The 20642-nt window shown below is 28.3% G+C and carries 22 protein-coding genes; 7 read left to right on the plus strand and 15 right to left on the minus strand.

The window, feature by feature from the left end; translation table 11 throughout:
- The first annotated feature begins 3 nt into the window (after positions 1-3).
- Positions 4-435 carry a thioredoxin TrxC gene (gene trxC, locus AMRN_RS07200; protein ID WP_191282183.1) on the plus strand — a complete coding sequence of 144 codons (432 nt, stop codon included), beginning with the start codon at positions 4-6 and terminating at the stop codon, positions 433-435.
- Positions 436-437: 2 nt separating this feature from the next.
- On the opposite strand, the gene AMRN_RS07205 is transcribed toward trxC, so the two are convergent.
- The 4 genes from AMRN_RS07205 to AMRN_RS07220 all read right to left on the minus strand — a co-directional run bounded on the left by AMRN_RS07205 (position 438) and on the right by AMRN_RS07220 (position 3655).
- Positions 438-920: an acyloxyacyl hydrolase gene (locus tag AMRN_RS07205; RefSeq protein WP_099311523.1), complete on the minus strand. Its 483-nt coding sequence runs from the start codon at positions 918-920 to the stop codon at positions 438-440.
- A gap of 41 nt (positions 921-961) precedes the next feature.
- Positions 962-1429 carry a 2-thiouracil desulfurase family protein gene (locus AMRN_RS07210; protein WP_099311524.1) on the minus strand — a complete coding sequence of 156 codons (468 nt, stop codon included), beginning with the start codon at positions 1427-1429 and terminating at the stop codon, positions 962-964.
- Between the two features lie 2 nt (positions 1430-1431).
- Positions 1432-2199 carry a tRNA 2-thiocytidine biosynthesis TtcA family protein gene (locus tag AMRN_RS07215; protein ID WP_079577905.1) on the minus strand — a complete coding sequence of 256 codons (768 nt, stop codon included), beginning with the start codon at positions 2197-2199 and terminating at the stop codon, positions 1432-1434.
- 130 nt (positions 2200-2329) lie between these two features.
- A complete protein-coding gene (locus tag AMRN_RS07220; protein WP_099311525.1) occupies positions 2330-3655 on the minus strand; it encodes a Na+/H+ antiporter family protein in 1326 nt (441 codons plus the stop codon).
- A 190-nt stretch (positions 3656-3845) separates the two neighbouring features.
- Between AMRN_RS07220 and AMRN_RS07225 the strand changes: the two genes are divergently transcribed.
- From AMRN_RS07225 to AMRN_RS07240, 4 genes are all read left to right on the plus strand, one after another.
- The gene (locus AMRN_RS07225) at positions 3846-4040 is read left to right on the plus strand and encodes a hypothetical protein (protein WP_079577903.1); all 195 of its coding nucleotides are present in this window, start codon (positions 3846-3848) and stop codon (positions 4038-4040) included.
- Positions 4041-4124: 84 nt separating this feature from the next.
- Complete coding sequence (locus tag AMRN_RS07230; protein WP_118897398.1) at positions 4125-4853, plus strand: ATP-dependent zinc protease family protein; 729 nt, start codon at positions 4125-4127, stop codon at positions 4851-4853.
- Entirely contained in the window at positions 4837-6369 is a 1533-nt protein-coding gene (locus tag AMRN_RS07235) for a UUP1 family membrane protein (protein ID WP_099311528.1), read from the plus strand. The genes AMRN_RS07230 and AMRN_RS07235 overlap by 17 nt, the downstream gene beginning before the upstream one ends.
- A complete protein-coding gene (locus tag AMRN_RS07240; protein ID WP_228150840.1) occupies positions 6335-7309 on the plus strand; it encodes an alpha-L-glutamate ligase-like protein in 975 nt (324 codons plus the stop codon). Before AMRN_RS07235 ends, AMRN_RS07240 begins: the two co-directional genes overlap by 35 nt.
- A 21-nt stretch (positions 7310-7330) precedes the next feature.
- Here AMRN_RS07240 and AMRN_RS07245 read toward each other — a convergent pair whose 3' ends face one another.
- From AMRN_RS07245 to AMRN_RS07285, 9 genes are all read right to left on the minus strand, one after another.
- Positions 7331-10912 carry a proline dehydrogenase family protein gene (locus tag AMRN_RS07245; RefSeq protein ID WP_099311530.1) on the minus strand — a complete coding sequence of 1194 codons (3582 nt, stop codon included), beginning with the start codon at positions 10910-10912 and terminating at the stop codon, positions 7331-7333.
- Positions 10913-11023: 111 nt separating this feature from the next.
- The gene (locus AMRN_RS07250) at positions 11024-11743 is read right to left on the minus strand and encodes an ABC transporter ATP-binding protein (RefSeq protein ID WP_099311531.1); all 720 of its coding nucleotides are present in this window, start codon (positions 11741-11743) and stop codon (positions 11024-11026) included.
- Entirely contained in the window at positions 11743-12522 is a 780-nt protein-coding gene (locus AMRN_RS07255) for an ABC transporter ATP-binding protein (protein ID WP_099311532.1), read from the minus strand. Before AMRN_RS07255 ends, AMRN_RS07250 begins: the two co-directional genes overlap by 1 nt.
- Positions 12522-13487 carry a branched-chain amino acid ABC transporter permease gene (locus AMRN_RS07260; RefSeq protein WP_099311533.1) on the minus strand — a complete coding sequence of 322 codons (966 nt, stop codon included), beginning with the start codon at positions 13485-13487 and terminating at the stop codon, positions 12522-12524. Before AMRN_RS07260 ends, AMRN_RS07255 begins: the two co-directional genes overlap by 1 nt.
- Entirely contained in the window at positions 13487-14389 is a 903-nt protein-coding gene (locus AMRN_RS07265) for a branched-chain amino acid ABC transporter permease (protein WP_099311534.1), read from the minus strand. Before AMRN_RS07265 ends, AMRN_RS07260 begins: the two co-directional genes overlap by 1 nt.
- A gap of 8 nt (positions 14390-14397) precedes the next feature.
- Positions 14398-15522, minus strand: coding sequence for a branched-chain amino acid ABC transporter substrate-binding protein (locus AMRN_RS07270; RefSeq protein WP_099311535.1), 1125 nt, complete (start codon positions 15520-15522; stop codon positions 14398-14400).
- A gap of 15 nt (positions 15523-15537) precedes the next feature.
- Positions 15538-16200 carry a hypothetical protein gene (locus AMRN_RS07275; protein WP_099311536.1) on the minus strand — a complete coding sequence of 221 codons (663 nt, stop codon included), beginning with the start codon at positions 16198-16200 and terminating at the stop codon, positions 15538-15540.
- Complete coding sequence (locus tag AMRN_RS07280) at positions 16197-16433, minus strand: hypothetical protein (protein ID WP_099311537.1); 237 nt, start codon at positions 16431-16433, stop codon at positions 16197-16199. The genes AMRN_RS07275 and AMRN_RS07280 overlap by 4 nt, the downstream gene beginning before the upstream one ends.
- A gap of 158 nt (positions 16434-16591) precedes the next feature.
- The gene (locus tag AMRN_RS07285) at positions 16592-17482 is read right to left on the minus strand and encodes a DMT family transporter (protein WP_099311538.1); all 891 of its coding nucleotides are present in this window, start codon (positions 17480-17482) and stop codon (positions 16592-16594) included.
- A 132-nt stretch (positions 17483-17614) separates the two neighbouring features.
- Between AMRN_RS07285 and AMRN_RS07290 the strand changes: the two genes are divergently transcribed.
- Together AMRN_RS07290 and AMRN_RS07295 are read left to right on the plus strand one after the other, a co-directional pair.
- Positions 17615-18361, plus strand: coding sequence for a response regulator transcription factor (locus tag AMRN_RS07290; RefSeq protein ID WP_099311539.1), 747 nt, complete (start codon positions 17615-17617; stop codon positions 18359-18361).
- Positions 18362-18542: 181 nt separating this feature from the next.
- Positions 18543-18860 (plus strand): hypothetical protein, encoded by a 318-nt coding sequence (locus AMRN_RS07295; RefSeq protein ID WP_099311540.1) that lies wholly within the window; start codon positions 18543-18545, stop codon positions 18858-18860.
- 30 nt (positions 18861-18890) lie between these two features.
- Here the strand turns inward: AMRN_RS07295 and AMRN_RS07300 are convergent, their stop codons facing one another.
- Both AMRN_RS07300 and AMRN_RS07305 read right to left on the minus strand, forming a co-directional pair.
- Positions 18891-19238, minus strand: coding sequence for a cytochrome C (locus AMRN_RS07300; RefSeq protein WP_196778527.1), 348 nt, complete (start codon positions 19236-19238; stop codon positions 18891-18893).
- 10 nt (positions 19239-19248) lie between these two features.
- Positions 19249-20571 carry a sulfite oxidase gene (locus AMRN_RS07305; protein ID WP_099311541.1) on the minus strand — a complete coding sequence of 441 codons (1323 nt, stop codon included), beginning with the start codon at positions 20569-20571 and terminating at the stop codon, positions 19249-19251.
- Positions 20572-20642: the final 71 nt, after the last annotated feature.

Consider the following 20642-nt stretch of genomic DNA (forward strand, 5'->3'; position numbering starts at 1 on the left):
AGAATGGATAAAATAAATATAGTTTGTCCTCACTGTTTAAAAGTAAATAAGATTCCTAAAAAGGATTCATATATAAAAGCAAACTGTGGGGAGTGTAAAAACTCTTTATTAGATACAACACCTATTGAATTAACACAAGAAACATTCGATCATGTTGTAGTAAATTCTGATATTCCAGTTATAATTGATTTTTGGGCACCTTGGTGTGGACCATGTAAAATGATGACTCCAATTTTTAATGAAGTTTCAAACAAATATGCTTTAAAAGCATTATTTGTAAAAGTAAATACAGAAATAGAACAAACATTAGCTTCAAAGTTTCTAATTAAATCAATTCCAACAATTGCTATATTTAAAGAAGGCAATGAAATAAAAAGAGTTAATGGTGCATTAGATCCATTAAAACTTTCTAGTTTAGTAAATGAAAATCTATAAGTTTAAAACTTATAGATTAAATTAAGACCAAAGATATCTAAACCACTATTATCATCATCTAAATCTGCATTTGATATATGATTATATCTTAAAGTAGTCGATAAATGTTTGTTTATGTTATAACCAAATACAACACTCTCTTTAAATTGAAAGTTCATTCCAAAATTTCTATGTTCAAAAGACTTATTACTTAAATAAGCAACTCCTAAAGCACCTTGAATAAAAAACTGCTTATTAAAATCATAAGTTATAACTGGCTGAAAGCTTGTAATATATAGTTCATCACTAGTATTTGTAGAATCCATATAATCAAATGCAAACTCTAAAGATATAGGAAGATTAAAAAGTTTATAATTTGTATCTTTTATCAAAGAAACATCATAAATATTTGAATCATAACTAGTAGTTGAATATCCAATACCTACTTTATCAAAAGAAAATAAGTAAGATGCACTTAATAGTAAGAGTATCAGAAGTTTTTTCATTTGTTCTCCTTATATAAAATAATTATTTAATATAATATAATTTATTTTAAATTACTCTTTATAAGGTCACAAAATTGTTCTAATTCATTTTCATTGAATACTTTTATCCCATTTTGTCTTAAAAGTTTAACAGTTACACCCTCCCCTTCTTTTAACACTGAGTTAAAAGTTCCATCATAAATTTTATTATTTCCACATGAGGGAGAGTTTGATTTTAATATGGCAATTTTTATGCTATTTTTTTTACAATAAGATAAAGTATTTAAAGCACCTTGATTAAACATGTAAGTTACATCTAAGCCATTAGTTGTAATAACTTTTTCTTTAATTATTTCAGCAGGAGCTCTTGGAGTTGTTAAGCCTCCACTAAGCTCTGGGCAAATAGAAAAAACATTAAACTCATTTATAATTTTTAAAAAGAGTTCTTTGTTTTTTATAGAAGAACTTGAACTTTTTCCATCATACCTTACCTCTTCACCTAAAAGACAAGAAGAAATTAATATATTCAATATTAGTCCTGTTTATTATTGTCTAAGAACTCTTTTTGGAAAAATGTAGAAGTTTGAATATTATTAAATGCAGCTTTCATTGAAATAAACATTTGAGGATTCTCTTCTTCCATTTGTTCTAACAATTTTTTTGTTTTTTCTCTTGCATGAGGCATTTTAATATCAAATCTCATTGCTGGACAAGCTTCATCTCCAATTACACTAATCTCATTTGATTGGGCAAATGCTCTTAGTTGTCTCTCTCTACAAAAAATAAGTGGTCTAATAACTTCTAAACCATTTTCTGCTTGATATATTGGTGGCATTGATCTTAAAGCACCATTATATAAGAAGTTCATAAAAAATGACTCCATTGCATCATCTAAATGGTGCCCTAAAGCTAATTTATTATATCCTTGCTCTTGTGCTGTTGTATATAAGTACCCTCTTCTCATTCTTGAAAAAAATGAACAAAAAGATGAATTTTTTCTAATTTTTTCACCAGCAATTTCAAAAATTTCAGTATCTACTATTTCATGTTCAATTTCATATTTTTTACAGTGATCTGATAAAAATTGTATTTGTTCACCCATTCCATAAGTTACAGTTACAGCTTTAAATTCAAATTTAAAAGGTGCAACTCTTTGTAGATGTTTTAATGCATGAAGAAGAGTTGTAGAGTCTTTACCTCCACTAAATCCAACCAATACCTTATCACCTTCTTTAATTAAGCCATACTCTGCATTAGTTTTACCAACAAGTTTTGAAATTTTTTTACTTAATTCTACCAATTTAAATTTCCTATCTATCAATTTTTTCGCAATTATATCAAAAAGTTTAAAAAATGAAATAAAATAGATTTAATTTATAAAAGTATTTAGAAATATAATAAGTCCACTACCTAAAAAGGTAGTAGATTTATTATAAGTATAAAGCAGCTAACCAACCAAATAAAATTAGTGGTATATTATAATGTATAAATGTAGGAACAACACTATCCCAAATATGATCATGCTGTCCATCTACTCCCAAACCAGATGTGGGTCCAAGTGTTGAGTCAGATGCTGGGCTTCCTGCATCACCTAAGGCTGCAGCTGTCCCTACTAAAACAGCAACAGCTAAAGGAGAAAAGCCAAATTGCATTGCTAAAGGAACATAAATTACTGCTATAATTGGAATAGTTGAAAAAGATGAGCCAATTCCCATAGTAACAAATAAACCAACAACTAACATAAATAATGCAGCTAAAGATTTATTATCACCAATTACAGAAGTAATAGATGTAACTAAACTTTCAATTCCTTGTGTTGCTTTCATAACTTCTGCAAATCCAGAAGCTGCAATCATTATAAAACCAATCATTGCCATCATATGAACACCCTTAGTAAAAACATCTTGTGTTTCATCTACTTTTATAACTCCCCCCATCATAAAAATTATAAAACCAACAAGAGAACCAACAATAATTGAGTTAGTGTATAATTGTAAAGATAAGGCTGCAACAATAGCAATTAAGGCAGTAAAAATATATGAAGCTTTCATCTCTTGATTCTCAGGTTCAATATCTTTGATTTTTTTTATAGAATAATCTCTTGGTTTTTTATATGTAAAAAATATTGCGATTAAAAGTCCTAAAAACATCCCAGAAACTGGAATGGCCATAATTAAAGGAAGTTGTTCAACTGCAATAGTAGCTCCATTTTCAACAAGATTTTTATGTAAAATATTATTTAAAAATATTCCCCCAAATCCAACAGGAAGTAGCATATAAGTTGCTGTTAAACCAAATGTTAATACACAAGCAATTAATCTTCTATCAATTTTATATTCTGCAAAAACATGTAGTAAAGGAGGAATTAAAATAGGAATAAATGCAATATGTACAGGAATTAAATTTTGAGATGAAACAGAAGCTAATAAGATTAAAGTTAATAAAATAGTCTTAAACCAAATAATCTCTTTCCTAGTTGCATCACTTTTCATTTTTGAAATAATTTTCTTTGCAAGTAAATCAGTTATTCCTGATTTAGAAATAGCCACTGCAAATGCTCCAAGCATTGCATAATTAAGTGCAATACTTGCACCTCCACCAAGACCACTACTAAAAGCATCAATTGTATCAAGTAAAGATAAACCTGAAACTAAACCTCCAATAATAGCACTAAAAATTAAAGCAATAACTACATTGATTCTAAATAGACTCAAACCAATCATCAGTAGTACTGCGACAACAACGGGATTAAACATAGTGTTCCTTGTGTAAGTATTTTTATTTAGTTATTTAAAATGAAATAAATAACACATTAAATGTAAATTAATTACTTTTTATTATATTGTTTTTTTATTTAATATTGAGATAAAAGAAGGGAGTTTTACTCTAAATTTAGGTTAAAACAATATAATTTTATCTTCAAAATTATTTAAGAGAGCTGAATTTATGACAAAAGAAGAAGAACAAGAATTTATTGAAAAGATAAAAGAAACAATTATGCCATATGCTCAAAATATGACAGAAGAACAAATAAAAAGTTTAGTGCAAACTGTACAAAATCAAAATCAAAGTTTACCATCAGGTTTTGCAGATATGCTATTAGAGCAAATTAGGTTTTTAAAATATGGTAAAGAGAGTTAACTCTTTTTATCTACTTTTACTACAATTTTAAATAAAAATAATATAATTCCATTCTTAAATTATACTAAATAATAAGGTAAACCAATGAATAGTTATCTTAAAACAATAACAGTACTTATAATATGTGCATTTATTAGTGGTTGTGCAGCTACTAATACACCAACAAATAATGAAAAAGATACTACAAAACAAAAACAGTATCAAGAAAAATCCAAAGAAAAAAAAGAGCAAATTGAGAAAAAAGAAATAAAAGAGCAAGAGATTAAAAAAGAAAATGAAATAAAAAAAGAAGAAATAGAACAAAAAGAAGAACAGCCTAAAATTATAAAAAAAATAGTAAAGAATATTATAATTAAAAAACCTGTTATAAAAGATTCTATGATTGTAATAGGAACTGCTGAAAAAGTCTATATTCCATCTTCAGATGTATTATTAAAAGCAAAAATTGATACAGGTGCAACAACATCATCAATGCATGCTTTAAATATTAAAGAGTTTGAAAGAGATGGGAAAAAGTGGATAAAATTTGATTTACAAGATAAAGATGGTAATTTAATAAATAAAAATCTTCCATTACATAGAATTGTAAAAATAAAACGACATGGCACAAAAAATCAAAAAAGATATGTTGTGCAAATGAAAATCAATCTAGCTAATATTAGCCAACTTGTTGAAGTATCACTAACAAACAGAAGTAAATTTACATATCCTGTATTAATTGGGAAAAACTATTTAAATGGCTTATTTTTAGTTGATGTTTCAAAAAAATATATAACTAAACCTAAAATGAGTAAAAATGAAATTAAAAAATAATATAATCATCTTTTCTTTTCTTTTAATTATTGCAGCCTTGTCTCTTATGACATATAAAATTAAATATTTGAATTTTCCTTTATTCCAAGATGAAACAGTTAATATTTGGAATATCGAAGCAAAAATCACTTTTAATGCAAGAAAAGAGCAAAGTGCTTCAATTTCTATGACTTTACCATCAAAACAAGATGGTTTAATGATTATAAATGAAGAATCAAGTTCTGCAAATTTTGGATACTCAAATAGTTTTATTAATGGTTTGAAAAAAGGAAATTGGACAAAAAGAGAAGTTCAAGGGGAACAAGTATTATATTATTCAATAGATGTAATAAAAGACCCATTTTTTAAAGTAGAACAAAAAGATGAAATAGATGAAAGAATTTTTAGAAAAGAAGTCTCAACTGCTTTTGCACAAGCTTCAACTTCATTATTAAATAGTATTTATGAAAAAAGTGCAAATGGTGTTAGCTTTACATCTTTATTAATAAAAGAGTTTAACTTAAAAGAACCCTCTCAAGCAACAACAATGATAAAAAATAATTTTATGAAAACAAATAAACAAAAAAGAGATACATTAGTTCAATTAATAGATAAAATGGAATATAAAGTAAGAACTATTGGAGCATTATATTTAAAAGATAGACAAAGAAATATTGAGTTAACTCATATGCTTGAAGTTTTTTATAAAGATAAATGGCATTTATTTGATATAAACAAAGGTGAAATATCAAAAAACAGTAATATTTTTATTTGGCAAAGAGGTTCTCAATATTTATTAGATGCAGAAGGAGTTAGAAATTCAGATGTTAGATTTTCTGTAACAAAAAATATTGTTCCTGCTAGAAGTGCAGCATTATCAAAAGATGTAAAAAACCAAAATACTTTATTAGATTTTTCATTATTTGTACTACCAAATGAAGCTCAAAATACATTTAAACTACTTTTATTAGTGCCTCTTGGTGCATTAGTAGTAGTAATTATGAGAGTTTTTGTTGGAATTAAAACATCAGGAACATTCATGCCAATTTTATTATCAATGGCATTTATTGAGACTCAACTTCTTCCTGGTATTTTGATGTTTATTTTAGTAGTTACCATTGGACTTGTTGTGAGGTCATACTTATCTTACTTAAATCTTTTATTAGTAGCAAGGATATCTGCTGTATTAATTGTAGTTGTAGGAATTATGGCATTTGTTGCCATATTATCACAAAAACTAGGCCTTCAATATGCTACAAGCATTACATTTTTTCCAATCATCATTTTAGCTTGGACAATAGAAAGAATGTCTATTATTTGGGAAGAAGATGGACCAAAAGAAGTTCTTTTACAAGGTAGTGGTTCATTACTTGTATCAATTTTAGCATTTTTTGCAATGACAAATAGTGTACTTAGCTTTATAACATTTAATTTTCCTGAGGTTTTATTAGCTGTACTTGGAGTAATTATACTACTTGGAAGATATAGTGGATATAGATTAAGTGAACTTTATAGATTTAAATCAATGGTTGATTAAGATGTTCTTTGCTAACCCTTTTAAACTAAAAGAACTTGGTATTTTAGGTATGAATAATAGAAATATCAACTATATAGGTAAGTTAAATAAAAGAAAAAACTTCCCTTTGGTTGATGATAAGTTAAAAACTAAACAAATTGCACAAGAACATAATATTGCAGTTCCTGAGTTATTGGGATTTATAGAATATCAAGTACAAATTAATAACTTTAAGCATTATATAAAAAATGAAAATGGATTTGTTATCAAACCAGCACAAGGAAGTGGTGGAAAAGGAATCCTAGTTATAATAAAAACAGTTGGAAATAAATTTATTAAGCCAAATGGAGTTGAAGTTGGATATTCTGATATTAAAAGACATATTTCAAATATATTAAGTGGTCTTTACTCACTTGGTGGAAAAAATGATGTAGCAGTCTTTGAAAAACTAGTAGAGTTTGATTCTGTATTTGATGGCTTTAGCTATGAAGGTGTTCCTGATGTTAGAGTTGTTGTTTATAAAGGTTATCCCGCTCTTGCTATGATGAGATTATCTACTTCAAATAGTGATGGGAAAGCAAATCTTCATCAAGGTGCTGTAGGCGTTGGTATTGATATTAAAACAGGTAAAGCTTTAAATGCAGTCCAATTTGATAGACCTGTGCAAGTTCATCCTGATACACAAAAGCCTCTAAAAGAGTTAAAGGTTCCTTTTTGGGATGATATATTACTTCTTGCTTCAAAATGTTATGATATGACTAATATGGGCTATTTAGGTGCTGATATTGTAATTGATAAAAATAAAGGTCCTTTAGTTTTAGAACTTAATGCAAGACCAGGTTTAGCTATACAAATAGCAAATGGTATTGGTGCTCAAAGAAGATTTAAAAAGATAGATAAAGTTAAATATAAAGAGTCTGACCCAGAAAAAAGAGTACTTTTTTCTAAGACAAACTTCTAAAAGTAAGAATTAAATATATTCTTACTTTTTACCATACTCTCTTGCTCCAATATTACCATATCTATGATATGAATGAGAAATACTTTGTTCTTTAAAGTAATTAAGTAATTCTATTCTTCCTTCCATCATAGGTTTCATTCTTATAATAAATGTTCCAAGATGTTTACTTGCAGCTTCAAATATTGACTCTGGAACTTTTGATATATCAGAATAAATCACTCTTTCATAACTTCCAATCACATCAGCAAGCTTTTCATTTGTATGTTTTACAATTCTATCTTTTGAAGTAAATAAAACTGTTGCATCTTTTAAGAACTCCTCTATTCTTTCATTATTATCAATTGATACTGTAAAATGTACCCCAGATATTTTTGCAGCTAAAACTCTACTTATAATATCAAAGAAAGAGTCATCATTACTTACTCTAATAATTACTCTATTTAAAGGAAGATATCTAAAATGATTATCTTCACCTCTTACTTTTATATAATCTTTTTCAACATTAAACTCTGTATGAAAATTATGATAATATGATTGTACTGCTATTTCAAGCTTTTCAAACTCTTCTTTTTCATTTGTATATTTATCTTTACAATGGCTAATAAATCTTGTTAGATCTGTGTGAAAGTTTTTTATAATTTCAGGTTTACCCACTTCTTCAAAATCAACAAACTGTGTTATATAGTTATAAATACCAACTTTTCTTCCTGCTCCAATTGCTGATTTACCCATTCCACCAAAAGGTTGTCTTAAAACAATAGCACCTGTTGTTCCTCTATTAATATAAAGATTTCCAGATTTAATATTTTCTCTCCAGTAATTAACTTCTCTTTCATCTAAAGATTCAATTCCTGAAGTTAATCCATATCCAGTTGCATTTACAATATCAACAGCATGTTTTACATTTCTTGCTTTAATAACTGCTAAAACTGGTCCAAAAAGTTCATTCATATGAATAAAACTACCCTCTTTTACGTTCCATTTAATTGAAGGTTTTAACATATACTCATTATCTTCTGCATATGATGGTGCTAATGCCCACTCTTCACCCTCTTCCAGATTTTCAATTGCTTCTTTTAATTTTCCAGATACACTATTTGCTAAAGTACCAATTCTATTTTTTAAATCCCAAATAGAACCAACACTCATTGATTTTGCTGTATCAATTAATGCTTTTTTGAAATTTTCATCATTATAAACTTCTTCTTCTAATACAAGCAATGATGTAGCACTACATTTTTGTCCAGAGTTTCCAAATGCACTTTGACAAACATTTTTAATTGCTTGATCTCTATCTGCCATATTTGTAACAATAGTCGCATCTTTTCCACCTGTTTCAGCAGTTAAAAGTAAATCTGGTCTTGTTTTAAGCATTGAGGCAGCTGTGTCTTCTCCACCTGTTAAAATTACATAATCAACATCTTTATTTCCAACTAAATGCTCACCTGCTAATACTCCAGGACAAGGAACAAATTGTAATACATTTTTTGATATTCCAGCATCCCAAAAACATTTGCACATTTCATAAGCTGTTAAGGCTGCAACTGTTGCAGGTTTAATAATTACTGTGTTTCCAGCTGCTAAAGTAGCTGCTACACCTCCTAAAGGAATTGCAACAGGGAAATTCCATGGAGGGATTACAACACCAACACCTTTTCCTTTAAACTTTAAATTTGTATACTCTTCAAAATATCTTGATGAGTGTGCATAAAATTCAATAAAATCAACTGCTTCACTAACTTCTACATCAGTTTCTGTAAATACTTTTCCAACTTCTGCAGCTGCTACACCTATTAAGTCATCTCTTCTTTCACGAACTTTTATAGCTGCTTGTTTTAAAAGTTCATGTCTTTGAGCATAAGTTTTACTTCTCCACCCATCAATATCAATCTTAGCAGTTTCAACTGCTCTTTTTAAATCATCTTCATTTGCCATAGCAAATTTACCTGCTAGAACTTCATCTTTTAGTTGAGATTTATCTATTGCTTTATAAACTTTTCTTCCTGTAACTATCTCTTTGCCTGCAACTACTATTGGTTTAGTTTCATGTTCAGTATCTTTAGAAAATTTCCATTTTTTTACAATTTCTTTAGCCCATTCTTGATTTTGAGATAAGATAAAGTCTGTATCTGGTTCTGCATGATAAGCACTAGTATCATAAGATGAATTATTAAAAGTATCCCATTTTTCAGTTAATCTGTTTTGTGTTCTAAAACTACCTACAAATGCTTCATCTTCCAACTCAAATGATTTAATAAATAATGCTTTTTGGTCATTCCAATCTTTTGTTCCAACTTTTAATCCAAAAGAGTATCTAATAAAATTATTTGGTCCTGTATTTTCATCTAATCTTCTAACTAAATATGCAATAGCATTTGTAAACTGTTCTTTTGCCGCAGTTGGTGCATATAAAATCACATCTTTTGAAATTTCATTAATTGCCAATCTTGCAGATTCGCTCATTCCTTCTAGCATCTCTAATGTATGAAATTTAGTAGTTGCATTATGCTCTGCTAAAACCGTTGCAAATGCTAGTTCAAATAGATTGTGTGAAGCAGTTCCTACATGCATATAAGGAGCATTGTCTTTATCAAGTGCAAACTTAACCATTCTTTTATAGTTTGCATCAGTATGGCTTTTATTTGTATATGTTACCATATCCCAGTGCTTTTGAGAGGCTTCTGTTTCTTCCATCTCCATATTTGCACCTTTTACTAACCTAAACTTAATAGGACTTCCACCCTCACTTACTCTTTGTTTTGCCCATTGACATAAATCTTTTTGTACTAAAAATGAATCTGGAATATAAGCTTGAAGTACAATTCCTGCATAAAAATCTTTAAATTGTGGTAATGATAGTGTTCTTTTAAATACTTCAACAGTAATTGCCAAATCCTTATACTCTTCCATATCAAGATTAATAAATTTATTTATTTTTGTTCCATCAGGTGCTATATAAGGATATTTTTTTGCTTGTTCATAAATTCTTGTTAATTTTTTAACTAAAATTGCTACTGTACCTTCAAAATCCATTGAGTTGATTTGAGAATAAATTGTTGATATCTTAATAGAAATATAATCAATATTTGGATTTTCTAAAGCTTTTAAATATTTTTGGATTCGCTCTTCTGCTTCATTTTCTCCAAGAACAACTTCACCAATAAGATTAATATTGATTCTTGTTCCTTCTTTTTTCCTTTTTTCCAAATGTTCATTAAAAGGTTCATCTTCACCTTTAATTACAACAGTTTTAGTATCTTCTCTAATTTGATTAACAAATAAAGGAACTGAAAGGTCTGGCAAGTATTTACCAAAGTTTTGGAAAAGCCATAAAAGTGTTTTATCTTTAGTAGTAAAAAAATGTGCCATTCCATGCTTTTCAAGTAAGAAAATTATTTGATCGGCTACTCTTTTATTAGAGTTTGTTCTAAAACACTGATCCATTAACTCAATCAAAAGTGCTTTATCCTCTGGATGAGCAAGCATCTTTTTCATTTTTATAGAAAAGTCTTTATCCCAATCACTTATAAGTGTAGTTGACTTGTTTTGCCATCTTTCTGCTAAATTTATAGTTTTTTCTATTAATTCTTGTTCATTTTTCATGCAATATCCTTAAAATTAATTGTATTTTAAATAAATTTTAAGTAGCTTTACACGCACTTTAATGTGTTTTGAGGGTACAACCGCCAAGTATGCCCTCATGCTACTTATAACCTAATGCTTTTTACCTAAATATGCTTCTTGAATTGCTTTTGAACTTAACAACTCTTCTGATGTTCCCTCATGAGTTATTTTTCCAACTTCAAGTACATAACCTCTATTTGCCAATTTTAATGCAGCTTTTGCATTTTGTTCAACTATTAAAACTGTTACCCCACTTAATGCAATCTCTTTTACTGCTTTAAATATAGATTTTATTAAAATTGGTGCAAGACCCAAACTTGGTTCATCTAAGATAAGAAGTTTTGGCTTACTCATAATAGCTCTACCAATTGCAAGCATTTGTTGCTCACCACCACTTAAAGTACCTGCAAGTTGTTTTCTTCTCTCTTTTAATCTTGGTAAAATATCATAAATCCACTCTAATGTTTCCTTATCATGGTCTTTTAAAGTATATGCTCCCATCATAAGATTTTCTTCAACTGTAAGTGTTCCAAAAACTCTTCTTCCCTCAGGTGAGTGAGACATACCTAAACTTACAATATCATGTGCTGCTGTATTTGTAATATCATTTTTATCAAAAATAATATTTCCTGATTTTGATTTTAATAATCCTGAGATAGTCTTTAATGTTGTTGTTTTACCAGCACCATTTGCTCCAAGAATCGTTACAACTTCACCTTTATGAACTTTTAAAGAAATCCCTTTAATTGCAGCAATTGCTCCGTAACTTACATGTAAATCTCTTACATCTAATAAAATTTCATTTTGCATTACTCTTCATCCTCGTCATCATCACTACCAATATAAGCTTCAATTACTCTTGGGTCATCTTGAACAAAATCTGGTTCACCTTGAGATATCTCTTTTCCAAAATTAATTACAGTTATATAATCTGTTAATTTCATAACCATATCCATATCATGCTCAATCATCATGATTCCAAGACCCATTTCCTTAATTTTTAAGATGATATTTGTAAGTTCTATTGTTTCATTTTCATTTAGACCAGCTGCTGGTTCATCTAATATTAAAAGTTCTGGTTCAGCAGCTAATGCTCTTGCCATTTCTACTTTTCTTTGATTTCCATATGATAAATCACCTGTTGGAATCATCGCAAACTTTGTAAGATTAAAGAAATCCATAAGTTCTTCTACTTTTTTCCAACTTTTGTCATTGTCTTTTTTATAAAAAGGAGTATGAATGATAGAGTGATACCATTTTTGTTTTGATTTTGTATGGCATCCAGCCATTATATTTTCTGCTACACTCATCTCTTTAAAGAGTCTAATATTTTGGAAAGTTCTTAAAACACCTTTTTGAGCAATTTTATGTGCTGGCATTCCAGTAATATCTTCACCTTTGTATTTAATAGTCCCTTTTTCTGGTTTATAAATCCCAGTTACGCAGTTAAAAAGTGTAGTTTTCCCTGCTCCATTTGGACCAATAATTCCATAAATTTGTCCTGGTTTAACTTTTATAGTCAAATCATCAATTGCAACCAAACCAAAGAATAGTTTTGAAACATTTTCAATCTCTAATACATATTTCATTACTTTTCTCCTTTAAGCTTAGCTGCTTTTCTTTTTAAATAGTTTGGAATATTCCCAAAAGTCGCAGGCCAAACACCATTTGGTCTTAAAATCATTGTCAAAATCATAGCAGCACCAAAGATTAAGTATCTTGATTCTTTAAACTCTGTAAATAGTTCAGGAAGTACAAACATCACAAATGTACCAATGATAATACCAGGAAGTGAAGCAGAACCACCAACAAGCACAATTGCAAAGAACATAACAGATTGCATAAAGTTAAATGATTCCGGAGATACAGCTGAATATTGAATAGCAAATACCGAACCAGCAGCTCCTGCTATTGCTGCACCTAAAGCAAAAGCAAATAGTTTGTAATAAGAAACATTTATTCCCATTGATTTAGCTGCAATCTCATCTTTATTTATATAATAAAGCGCTCTACCATATTTAGAATTATCTAAATTTCTAATTATAAATAAAGTAACTATTAATAAACCAAACGCAATATAATATATTGATGTTTGAGAAAATAGCTCATATCCAAAAATTCTTACCACATCTATTCCAAAAATTCCATTTGGTCCACCTGTTAAATCAAAAGGATTATTTGATAACACTTGTTCAAAAATAATATTAAATCCAATTGTGGCAACAAGTAAATAATCACCTCTTAGATGAATAATAGGACCAGCTAATAAAATAGAAACAATAACTGGTAAAATAATAGCAAATGGTAAAGTCTCAATAATTTCAAGTCCAAAGTGAACATTTAAGATTGCAGTAGCATAAGCACCAATACCAAAAAATATTGCATGCCCCATATTAAAAATACCAGCTCTACCTAAAATGATATCTTGAGAAAAAGCTACAACTGCAAAAATCAAGAATGTAATACCAATACTTAACCAAGCAGAATCAACTAAAAACGGAAAAAATGCCATAACAGCAATAAATAATGTTGCTATAATTGTTGTTTTATTCATTATACTTTCTCCGCTATTTTTTCACCAAGAATACCAGTTGGTCTAACAATTAAAATTATAATTAAAAGCATAAATGTAAATGTTTCAGCCCATTCTGTTGATATATATCCTGATATCATTGCATTAAATAATCCTAGTAATAATCCTCCAAGCATTGCACCTGGAATGTTACCAATACCACCTATAATCGCTGCAATAAAAGCATTTAAACCATAAAGCCATCCCATATCAAAAGTAAGACCTCTATAATAAATACCAATAAATAATCCACCTACAGCACCCAATGCTGAACCAACAACAAATATAATCGTAATAATTCTATTTACATTAATACCCATTAATTTTGCTGCATCTTGATCAATTGCAGTTGCACGAATTGCAGTTCCTATTTTTGTTTTATTAATAAAAAAGTATAAACCTAGCATTAGTACAGCTGATAAAATCAAAATAAGTACTTGTGTAAATGTTAAAATTACTCCACCAACTTCCCAAATTGTATTTGGTAATAAATCAGCTGGGAAAATTTTCATATTTGGACCCCAAATTAGCATAATTGCATTTTGAATTACAAGGGATGCACCCAGTGCTGAAACAACGGCACTTAATCTTGGTGCCGTTCTTAAAGGCCTATAGGCAAGACGCTCAAGAAGAACACCTACAAATGCAACAATAATTGCTGTAAATAAAAATATAATTACTACATTAATCAATGAGTTTGCACTAGCTCCAAAAAACTGAGAAAATATTGTAAGCCCTACATAAGCAGAAAAGGCAACTAAGTCACCGTGTGCGAAGTTAATTAACTTCATCACACCGTAAACCATTGTATAACCTAAAGCTACCAATGCATATAAACTTCCAATAGTTAAACCATTAATTAACTGTTGAAGAAAAGTATCCATTATTTACCTTATTTCCCTAAAACTTTATATGAACCATCTTTTTGAATTTCATAAACAATAAATTTAGCTCCAATTCTTTCACCATCTTCTCTAAAAGTAACTGGTCCAGTAATTCCTGGAAAGTCTTTTAAGTTATGTAAAAAATCAGAGATTTTTTTAGTATCAAAAGATTTTGTTTGTTCAACACCATGCATAATTGCTCTTAAACCATCTGCATTAACAACTGCCCAAATTGAAGGTGGTTTCATGTTATATGTATCTTCGTAAGCTTTTAAGTATTTTTTAGCTTCTTTATATGGTAAGATATCTGGTGTTGGGAAGTTTATTAGTACTGTACCCTCAGCTGCACTTCCTGCTAATTTTAAGAAGTCTGGATTATCATTTGAATCTCCACCAACAAAATCAGCGTCAATTCCAAGTTGTTTTTGTTGAGATCTCAAAAGACCTCCATCAGTATAATAACCTGAATAATAAATTACATCTGGATTCATTGATTTTATTTTTGTAAGCATTGCAGTAAAGTTTTGAGTACCTGATTTGATTTTTCCTCTAAAAATTACATTTCCACCAATATTTTTAATTGATTCTTCTGTTGCATCACCAAGACCTTCTGAATATGATGAATAATCAGATAAAACAACTATTCTTTTATAATTCTTTTGATTTACAAAATAATCTGCTGTAAAATCACTTTGTGCTGAGTTTGGAAAAGAGTTTCTAAAGAAAGTCCAATATTTTCTTTTAATTAATGAGTCACTAGTTCCATCACTTGTTTGTAATACTTTATTTCTATAATATGTTGCTTGTGCTGCTTCTGTCGCACCTGATGTATAAGAACCAATTACAGCAAATACACCTGCATTTACAAGTTTTCTTGCACAAACTGCAGCTTTTTGTGCTTTTGCTTCATCATCACAAGTTACTACTTCAATTTGCTTACCAAGTAAACCACCTTGAGCATTTTTTTCATTAACTATAAGTTTTACAAACTGTTCAATTCCTTGACCCTCATTTGCATACTTTCCTGTAATTGGTGCTTGAACACCAATTTTTACTGTATCTGCAAGTAAACTTGAACTTGCTACTATTGCACTTAAAGCAATAGCTTTTGCAACTTTCTTGAATTTTCTCATTTTTTCTCCTTTATTTTATTTAAATTTTGGCTCGATTATATAACAACAAACTGCCCATTCACCAATATTTGGTATAATATTTATCTTGCCTCCTTCTAATTTTGATTGTAAGTTTTCAAATGAGTTTACTATTTTATCAAAAGATTCTGTAATCTCTTTTATTCTTTGTTCGCTTTTTTTTCTAGCACTACTTGAAATATCTAAATAAAATGCAAAAATACCATAGTCTAAAGTAGAGTCTTCTAGTTTATTTCTATAAAGCATCTTACATATTTTTTCAATTTCATATTTGTATTCTTCTTTTACATTTCTAACACCATTTTTTAAACTCATAATTACTCTTGATATAGAGTCATTATCACTTTTGTGTTCAAATCTTTCATCTAAAGTTAAACACAAAACATCTTGTGTTAAATATCTTTGCTTCATAAATTCTCTAAAAGTATCTCTTGATGGCAAAGAACATCTAAGAATATCTGCAATAGTTGCATCAATAAAAATTTCTGGAGCATTATTTAATTTTGCTATTTCTTGTGACACATGAATAGTCAAAAATCTAGGTGGCGCATATGATAAATATAATTCATCAGCAGTCCAAAAAGTAAAATTGTTTTTTGCAGTTGTGATTCCATCAATAACACACTTGATGACTTTCTCTTGTGAAGGAAAATTATTCATCTAAACTCTCCTTCATAGTTTTCATCAACTTCTTCAAGTATACCACTTTCGTATAATATATCTTCAATAAGTCTATTTTTAGAAATATTTATTTCATTTGAAAGTATAATTAGAGCATTATCTAACTTTTTGTCAATCTTAATTGTTAATTGTGAAATCTCTTTTTTACCATTTTTAGTATGTTTATCAATTACACTTCTAATAATTTTTCTTTTATGTTTTTGTTTTGCCATTACTTAAAAATCCTAATAAAAATTTAGTAGTACTAAAAGTAGTACCAAAAACTTATATCATTATTTCACAGCAAAACTTAGCTGAGTCTTAAATTTTATGTCATTATTGTGTATTTTTTAACCAATTTTCAATTTCTTCCCATATTTTGTATAAAATGCTATTCTTGTGCTACTCTTGTGCCTTTTTGTTGAATTACTAAACCTAAAATTATTAAGCCCAAACCAAATAAAGTTGATAAATAAATTTTTTCTCCTAAAATAAAATAGATAAAAATTAAAGATAAAAAAGGTGAAATAAATATCAAATTAGCAATTTTAGAAGTACTTGTTGTATATTGCATAGCTTTTAACCAAAGCATAAATGTAATTCCCATTTCAAAAACACCAACATATGAAGCTGCTATTATTCCTTTTAGTTCAGGAATAAAAAATCCATCTGTAAAATACAAATAACAAAGAATAAAAGGTAATGCAATTAAAAAGTTAGCAAATAAGCCAACTTCAGGATATGCTTTAGACTTTGTATTAAAAATCCAATACATTGCCCACAAAATTGTGCTAAATAATGCAAGACCTACTCCATAAAGATTTGAAAAGTTTAGAGAAAAAGGTTCTCCTCTTGTAGAAATTACAAGTACTCCAAAATAACAAATAATCCCTGCAACAATGTCTGATAAAGTTAATTTTTGTTTTAAAAATGGAACTGCAAGATAAGCTAACATAAGAGCCCAAGTATAGTTTATTGCTTGTGCTTCTTGTGCAGGCAATAAATCATATGCTTTAAATAAAACCAAATAGTATAAAAATGGATTTAAAATCCCCATGGCAAGAGTTAATTTTAAATTATTCTTTATATGAATTTTTACTAAATTTAATCTTTTTTCATATAGTAAAATTATAAATAAAACAATTGTTGATGCTATAGAAGCTAATAAAACTAACATCTCAGGAGTTAAAAACTCTAGTGAAATTTTAAAAGCAGTTGCAACTGTTGACCATAAAAAGATAGCAAGTAAGGCAAATTTATATGCTTTTGAATTTGATTTTATAACATATCCTTTGAGTTAAACTAAAAAAATAACAAGAAATAACGAAATTTATAGTTTATTTACTTTTTATTAAGATTAGTTTAACTCTATTTATCTAATAATTTTATAAAGATAAAAGTATTAGGACAATATATGAATAAATATAAACAACTACAAAAAGAATCTAGTGCTTTAAATATACTTTTTATTGAAGATGATGAAGACCTAAGACATCAAAGTGAAAAAATTTTCAGAACTCTTTTTAATCAAGTTGATTTAGCAACTGATGGAAAAGAAGGTCTAGAAAAATATTTAAAGTTCTACGAAGAAAAAAATTATTATTACGATATAATAATAACAGATATAAAAATGCCGAAAAAAAATGGTATTGAATTAACAAAAGATATTCTTAAAATAAATAAAGATCAAGATGTAATTGTAATTTCTGCATATGAAGATTCAAAATATCTTATTGAATTGATAAATTTAGGAGTTAATAATTTTGTTCAAAAACCTTTAATTATTGATCAGTTAATTGATCCTTTATTAAATATATGTAGAAGAATAAATAACTCAAAAGAGGCTTCTGAAAAAGTATTTTTTATAGAAAATTTTGTTTGGAATAAAGAGAATAAAACACTTTTAAAAAAAGGGAAAGAAGTAAAGCTATCTTCAAGTGAAACAGTTTTACTAAATTTACTTATAAATAACCCATATATAACATTTTCAAATGAAGATATTTACAATACATTGTTTAGTGATAAATTTGACAAAGAACTAAGTATTGATTCTATAAAATCATTAATTAAAAGAATTAGAAAAAAGATTCCAACTGATATGATTAAAAATATTTATGGAGAAGGTTATCGAGTAAATAAAGATATTTTCGTAGAACTATAAAAGACCTATAACACTATACAATATTTTTTTGTATAGTGTTTAATACCCTTAAGTAACTACTATAAAAATTAAATACACTTCACTTCGTTATAATGAAATAAAGAATATTTATATTATTTTATCATAAATTAAACAAGTGTTGATATAATTCCGTCCCAAAAAAAATATAAAGGTTTTAAAGGTGAGAATTACACTCACTCATAAAGAGTTACACGAATTACAAAAACTTTGTTTAGAAAATGATAAACAAGAACTATTTAACAAACTCTCACATGAAGAGCATAAATCTATAAAAAGTAGAACTGTAAAAAAAACAAAAGCTACTCAAAAAGCTACAAAAGTCAGACAAGATACAGCAAGAAAGAAAATTGAAAGTACAGTAAATATGATGAGACTGTTCAATCAAAAAATAACTGTTTATAGTGTTGCGAAAGAGGCTCAAGTTAGTTACAATACTGCAAATAAATATAAAGAGTATATTCAAAGAAATGCTCACTAATAAAGGTAGAAAACTACCTTTATCAATCTTCTATAATTTAGGTAAATCTTTAGGTTTTAAATTTGGTCTTCTTGAGGCTTTTCCTGGGGGATAATTCTTCTCTAAATAATCTAAAATAAGATTTTCTGTTTTTTTATCAAACTCCCAAAGTCCTTGTGTTCTTTGCATCCACCTTATCATAGATAACCAAGTTTGTCTATCTCCTTTTTGAAAAGTAATAAACTTAGCACTATGACATACAGTACAATTTGCTTTCACTTGTTCAAAACCTTTATCTATTTTTAATCCTGTTTGTTTGTCAATCTCTTTTGCTGTTAATGAAAAAGTAGCAAAAGATGAAATAAGAACAAAAAGAAGTATAATTTTAAATCTTTTCATAATATATCCTTTATACTACTTGCACGGCAATTCTATGACAAGCATTATTTAAATAGCCTCTAGGATTCCACCCTGGTAAAATTGTTGGTTGTTTTTTGTTATTACTATCTGTTGCTCTTGCCCAAACCTCATAGTAACCTTTCTTAGGAAATTTTAAAGTAGCATACCAAGTTTGCCATGCCAATCTATTTATTGGTTTATCTAATTTTTTTACTTTTTTCCATGTAGCACCAAAATCAATAGATACTTCCATTTGTTTAACTTCCAAATCTCCTGCCCAAGCTTTTCCATTAAATTTAAATTTTTTATTTAAATCATGTTTAATACCAGATTTAGGAAAAGTAATTAAAGATTTAACGGGCATTGACTCAATAATACACATATCTTCATCTGCAACTTTTGTACCTGGAGCAACTGTATTACAAGGAACTCTATATGATTGACCCGCCATCTTTTTTCCATCATGTACTTTATTTCTAATTACTATCTTATTTAACCATTTTCCAGAAACAGAAGCAGGCCAACCACCCATTACTAATCTTAATGGATATCCATTATATAATGGAATATTTTCTCCTTCATATGCCCAAGCTATTAAACTTTCATTTTCTAAAGCTTTACTTATTGGTGCTCCTCTACTAATTGGTTCTTTAGATAAATCACCACTTAAGTGTTTATCTGCTCCATAATATCCAATATATACAGCATCTTTTTTTATTCCACAATATTCTAAAACATCTTTTAATCTAACTCCTGTCCATCTACCACAAGCTACAGCTCCAGTTGTCCATTGATTACCTTTTGCTGGTGGATTGTACTCACTTCTTCCATTTCCTCCACACTCTAATTGTAAAGCATATGTATAGTGTTTAAATTTTTTCTTCAATTCATTTATTGAGAACTTCATTGGCTTTTTGCAAGACTCACCAGAAATCTCCAAAGTCCAATTTTCTAGGTCAATTTCACTTTTTTTAGGAGGTATACCATTATTTCTAATAAACATATATTTAGCTTGGGTAAACTCATCATTTAATAAATGAGGTGGAGTTTCTGCATTTACTGGTCTATCATTTAAATATATTAACCCCTCTTTACCTTCAATTTTAAAAGGCTCTTGACTATTAGCAAGTGCTGCAGGTATTAATCCTGAAGGCATTTTATCTGCAAAAGGAATATTTGAGCCTACTATTGCAGCCATTGCAATTAAAGAACTTTTTCTTAAAAATCCTCTTCTAGAAGAGTCTGTTTCTCTACCAAATAACTCTAAATCTGCTTTTATAGGATCATTATAATAAGCTTCATGAATACCTATCTTTTTTTTATTTTTAGCCATTTCATATCCTTTTATTAAGAAAATTACATAATTATTACACTTTTATTAATTTTAGTCAAGCTTTTAACTCA

Source organism: Malaciobacter marinus (assembly GCF_003544855.1).
Taxonomy (GTDB): domain Bacteria; phylum Campylobacterota; class Campylobacteria; order Campylobacterales; family Arcobacteraceae; genus Malaciobacter; species Malaciobacter marinus.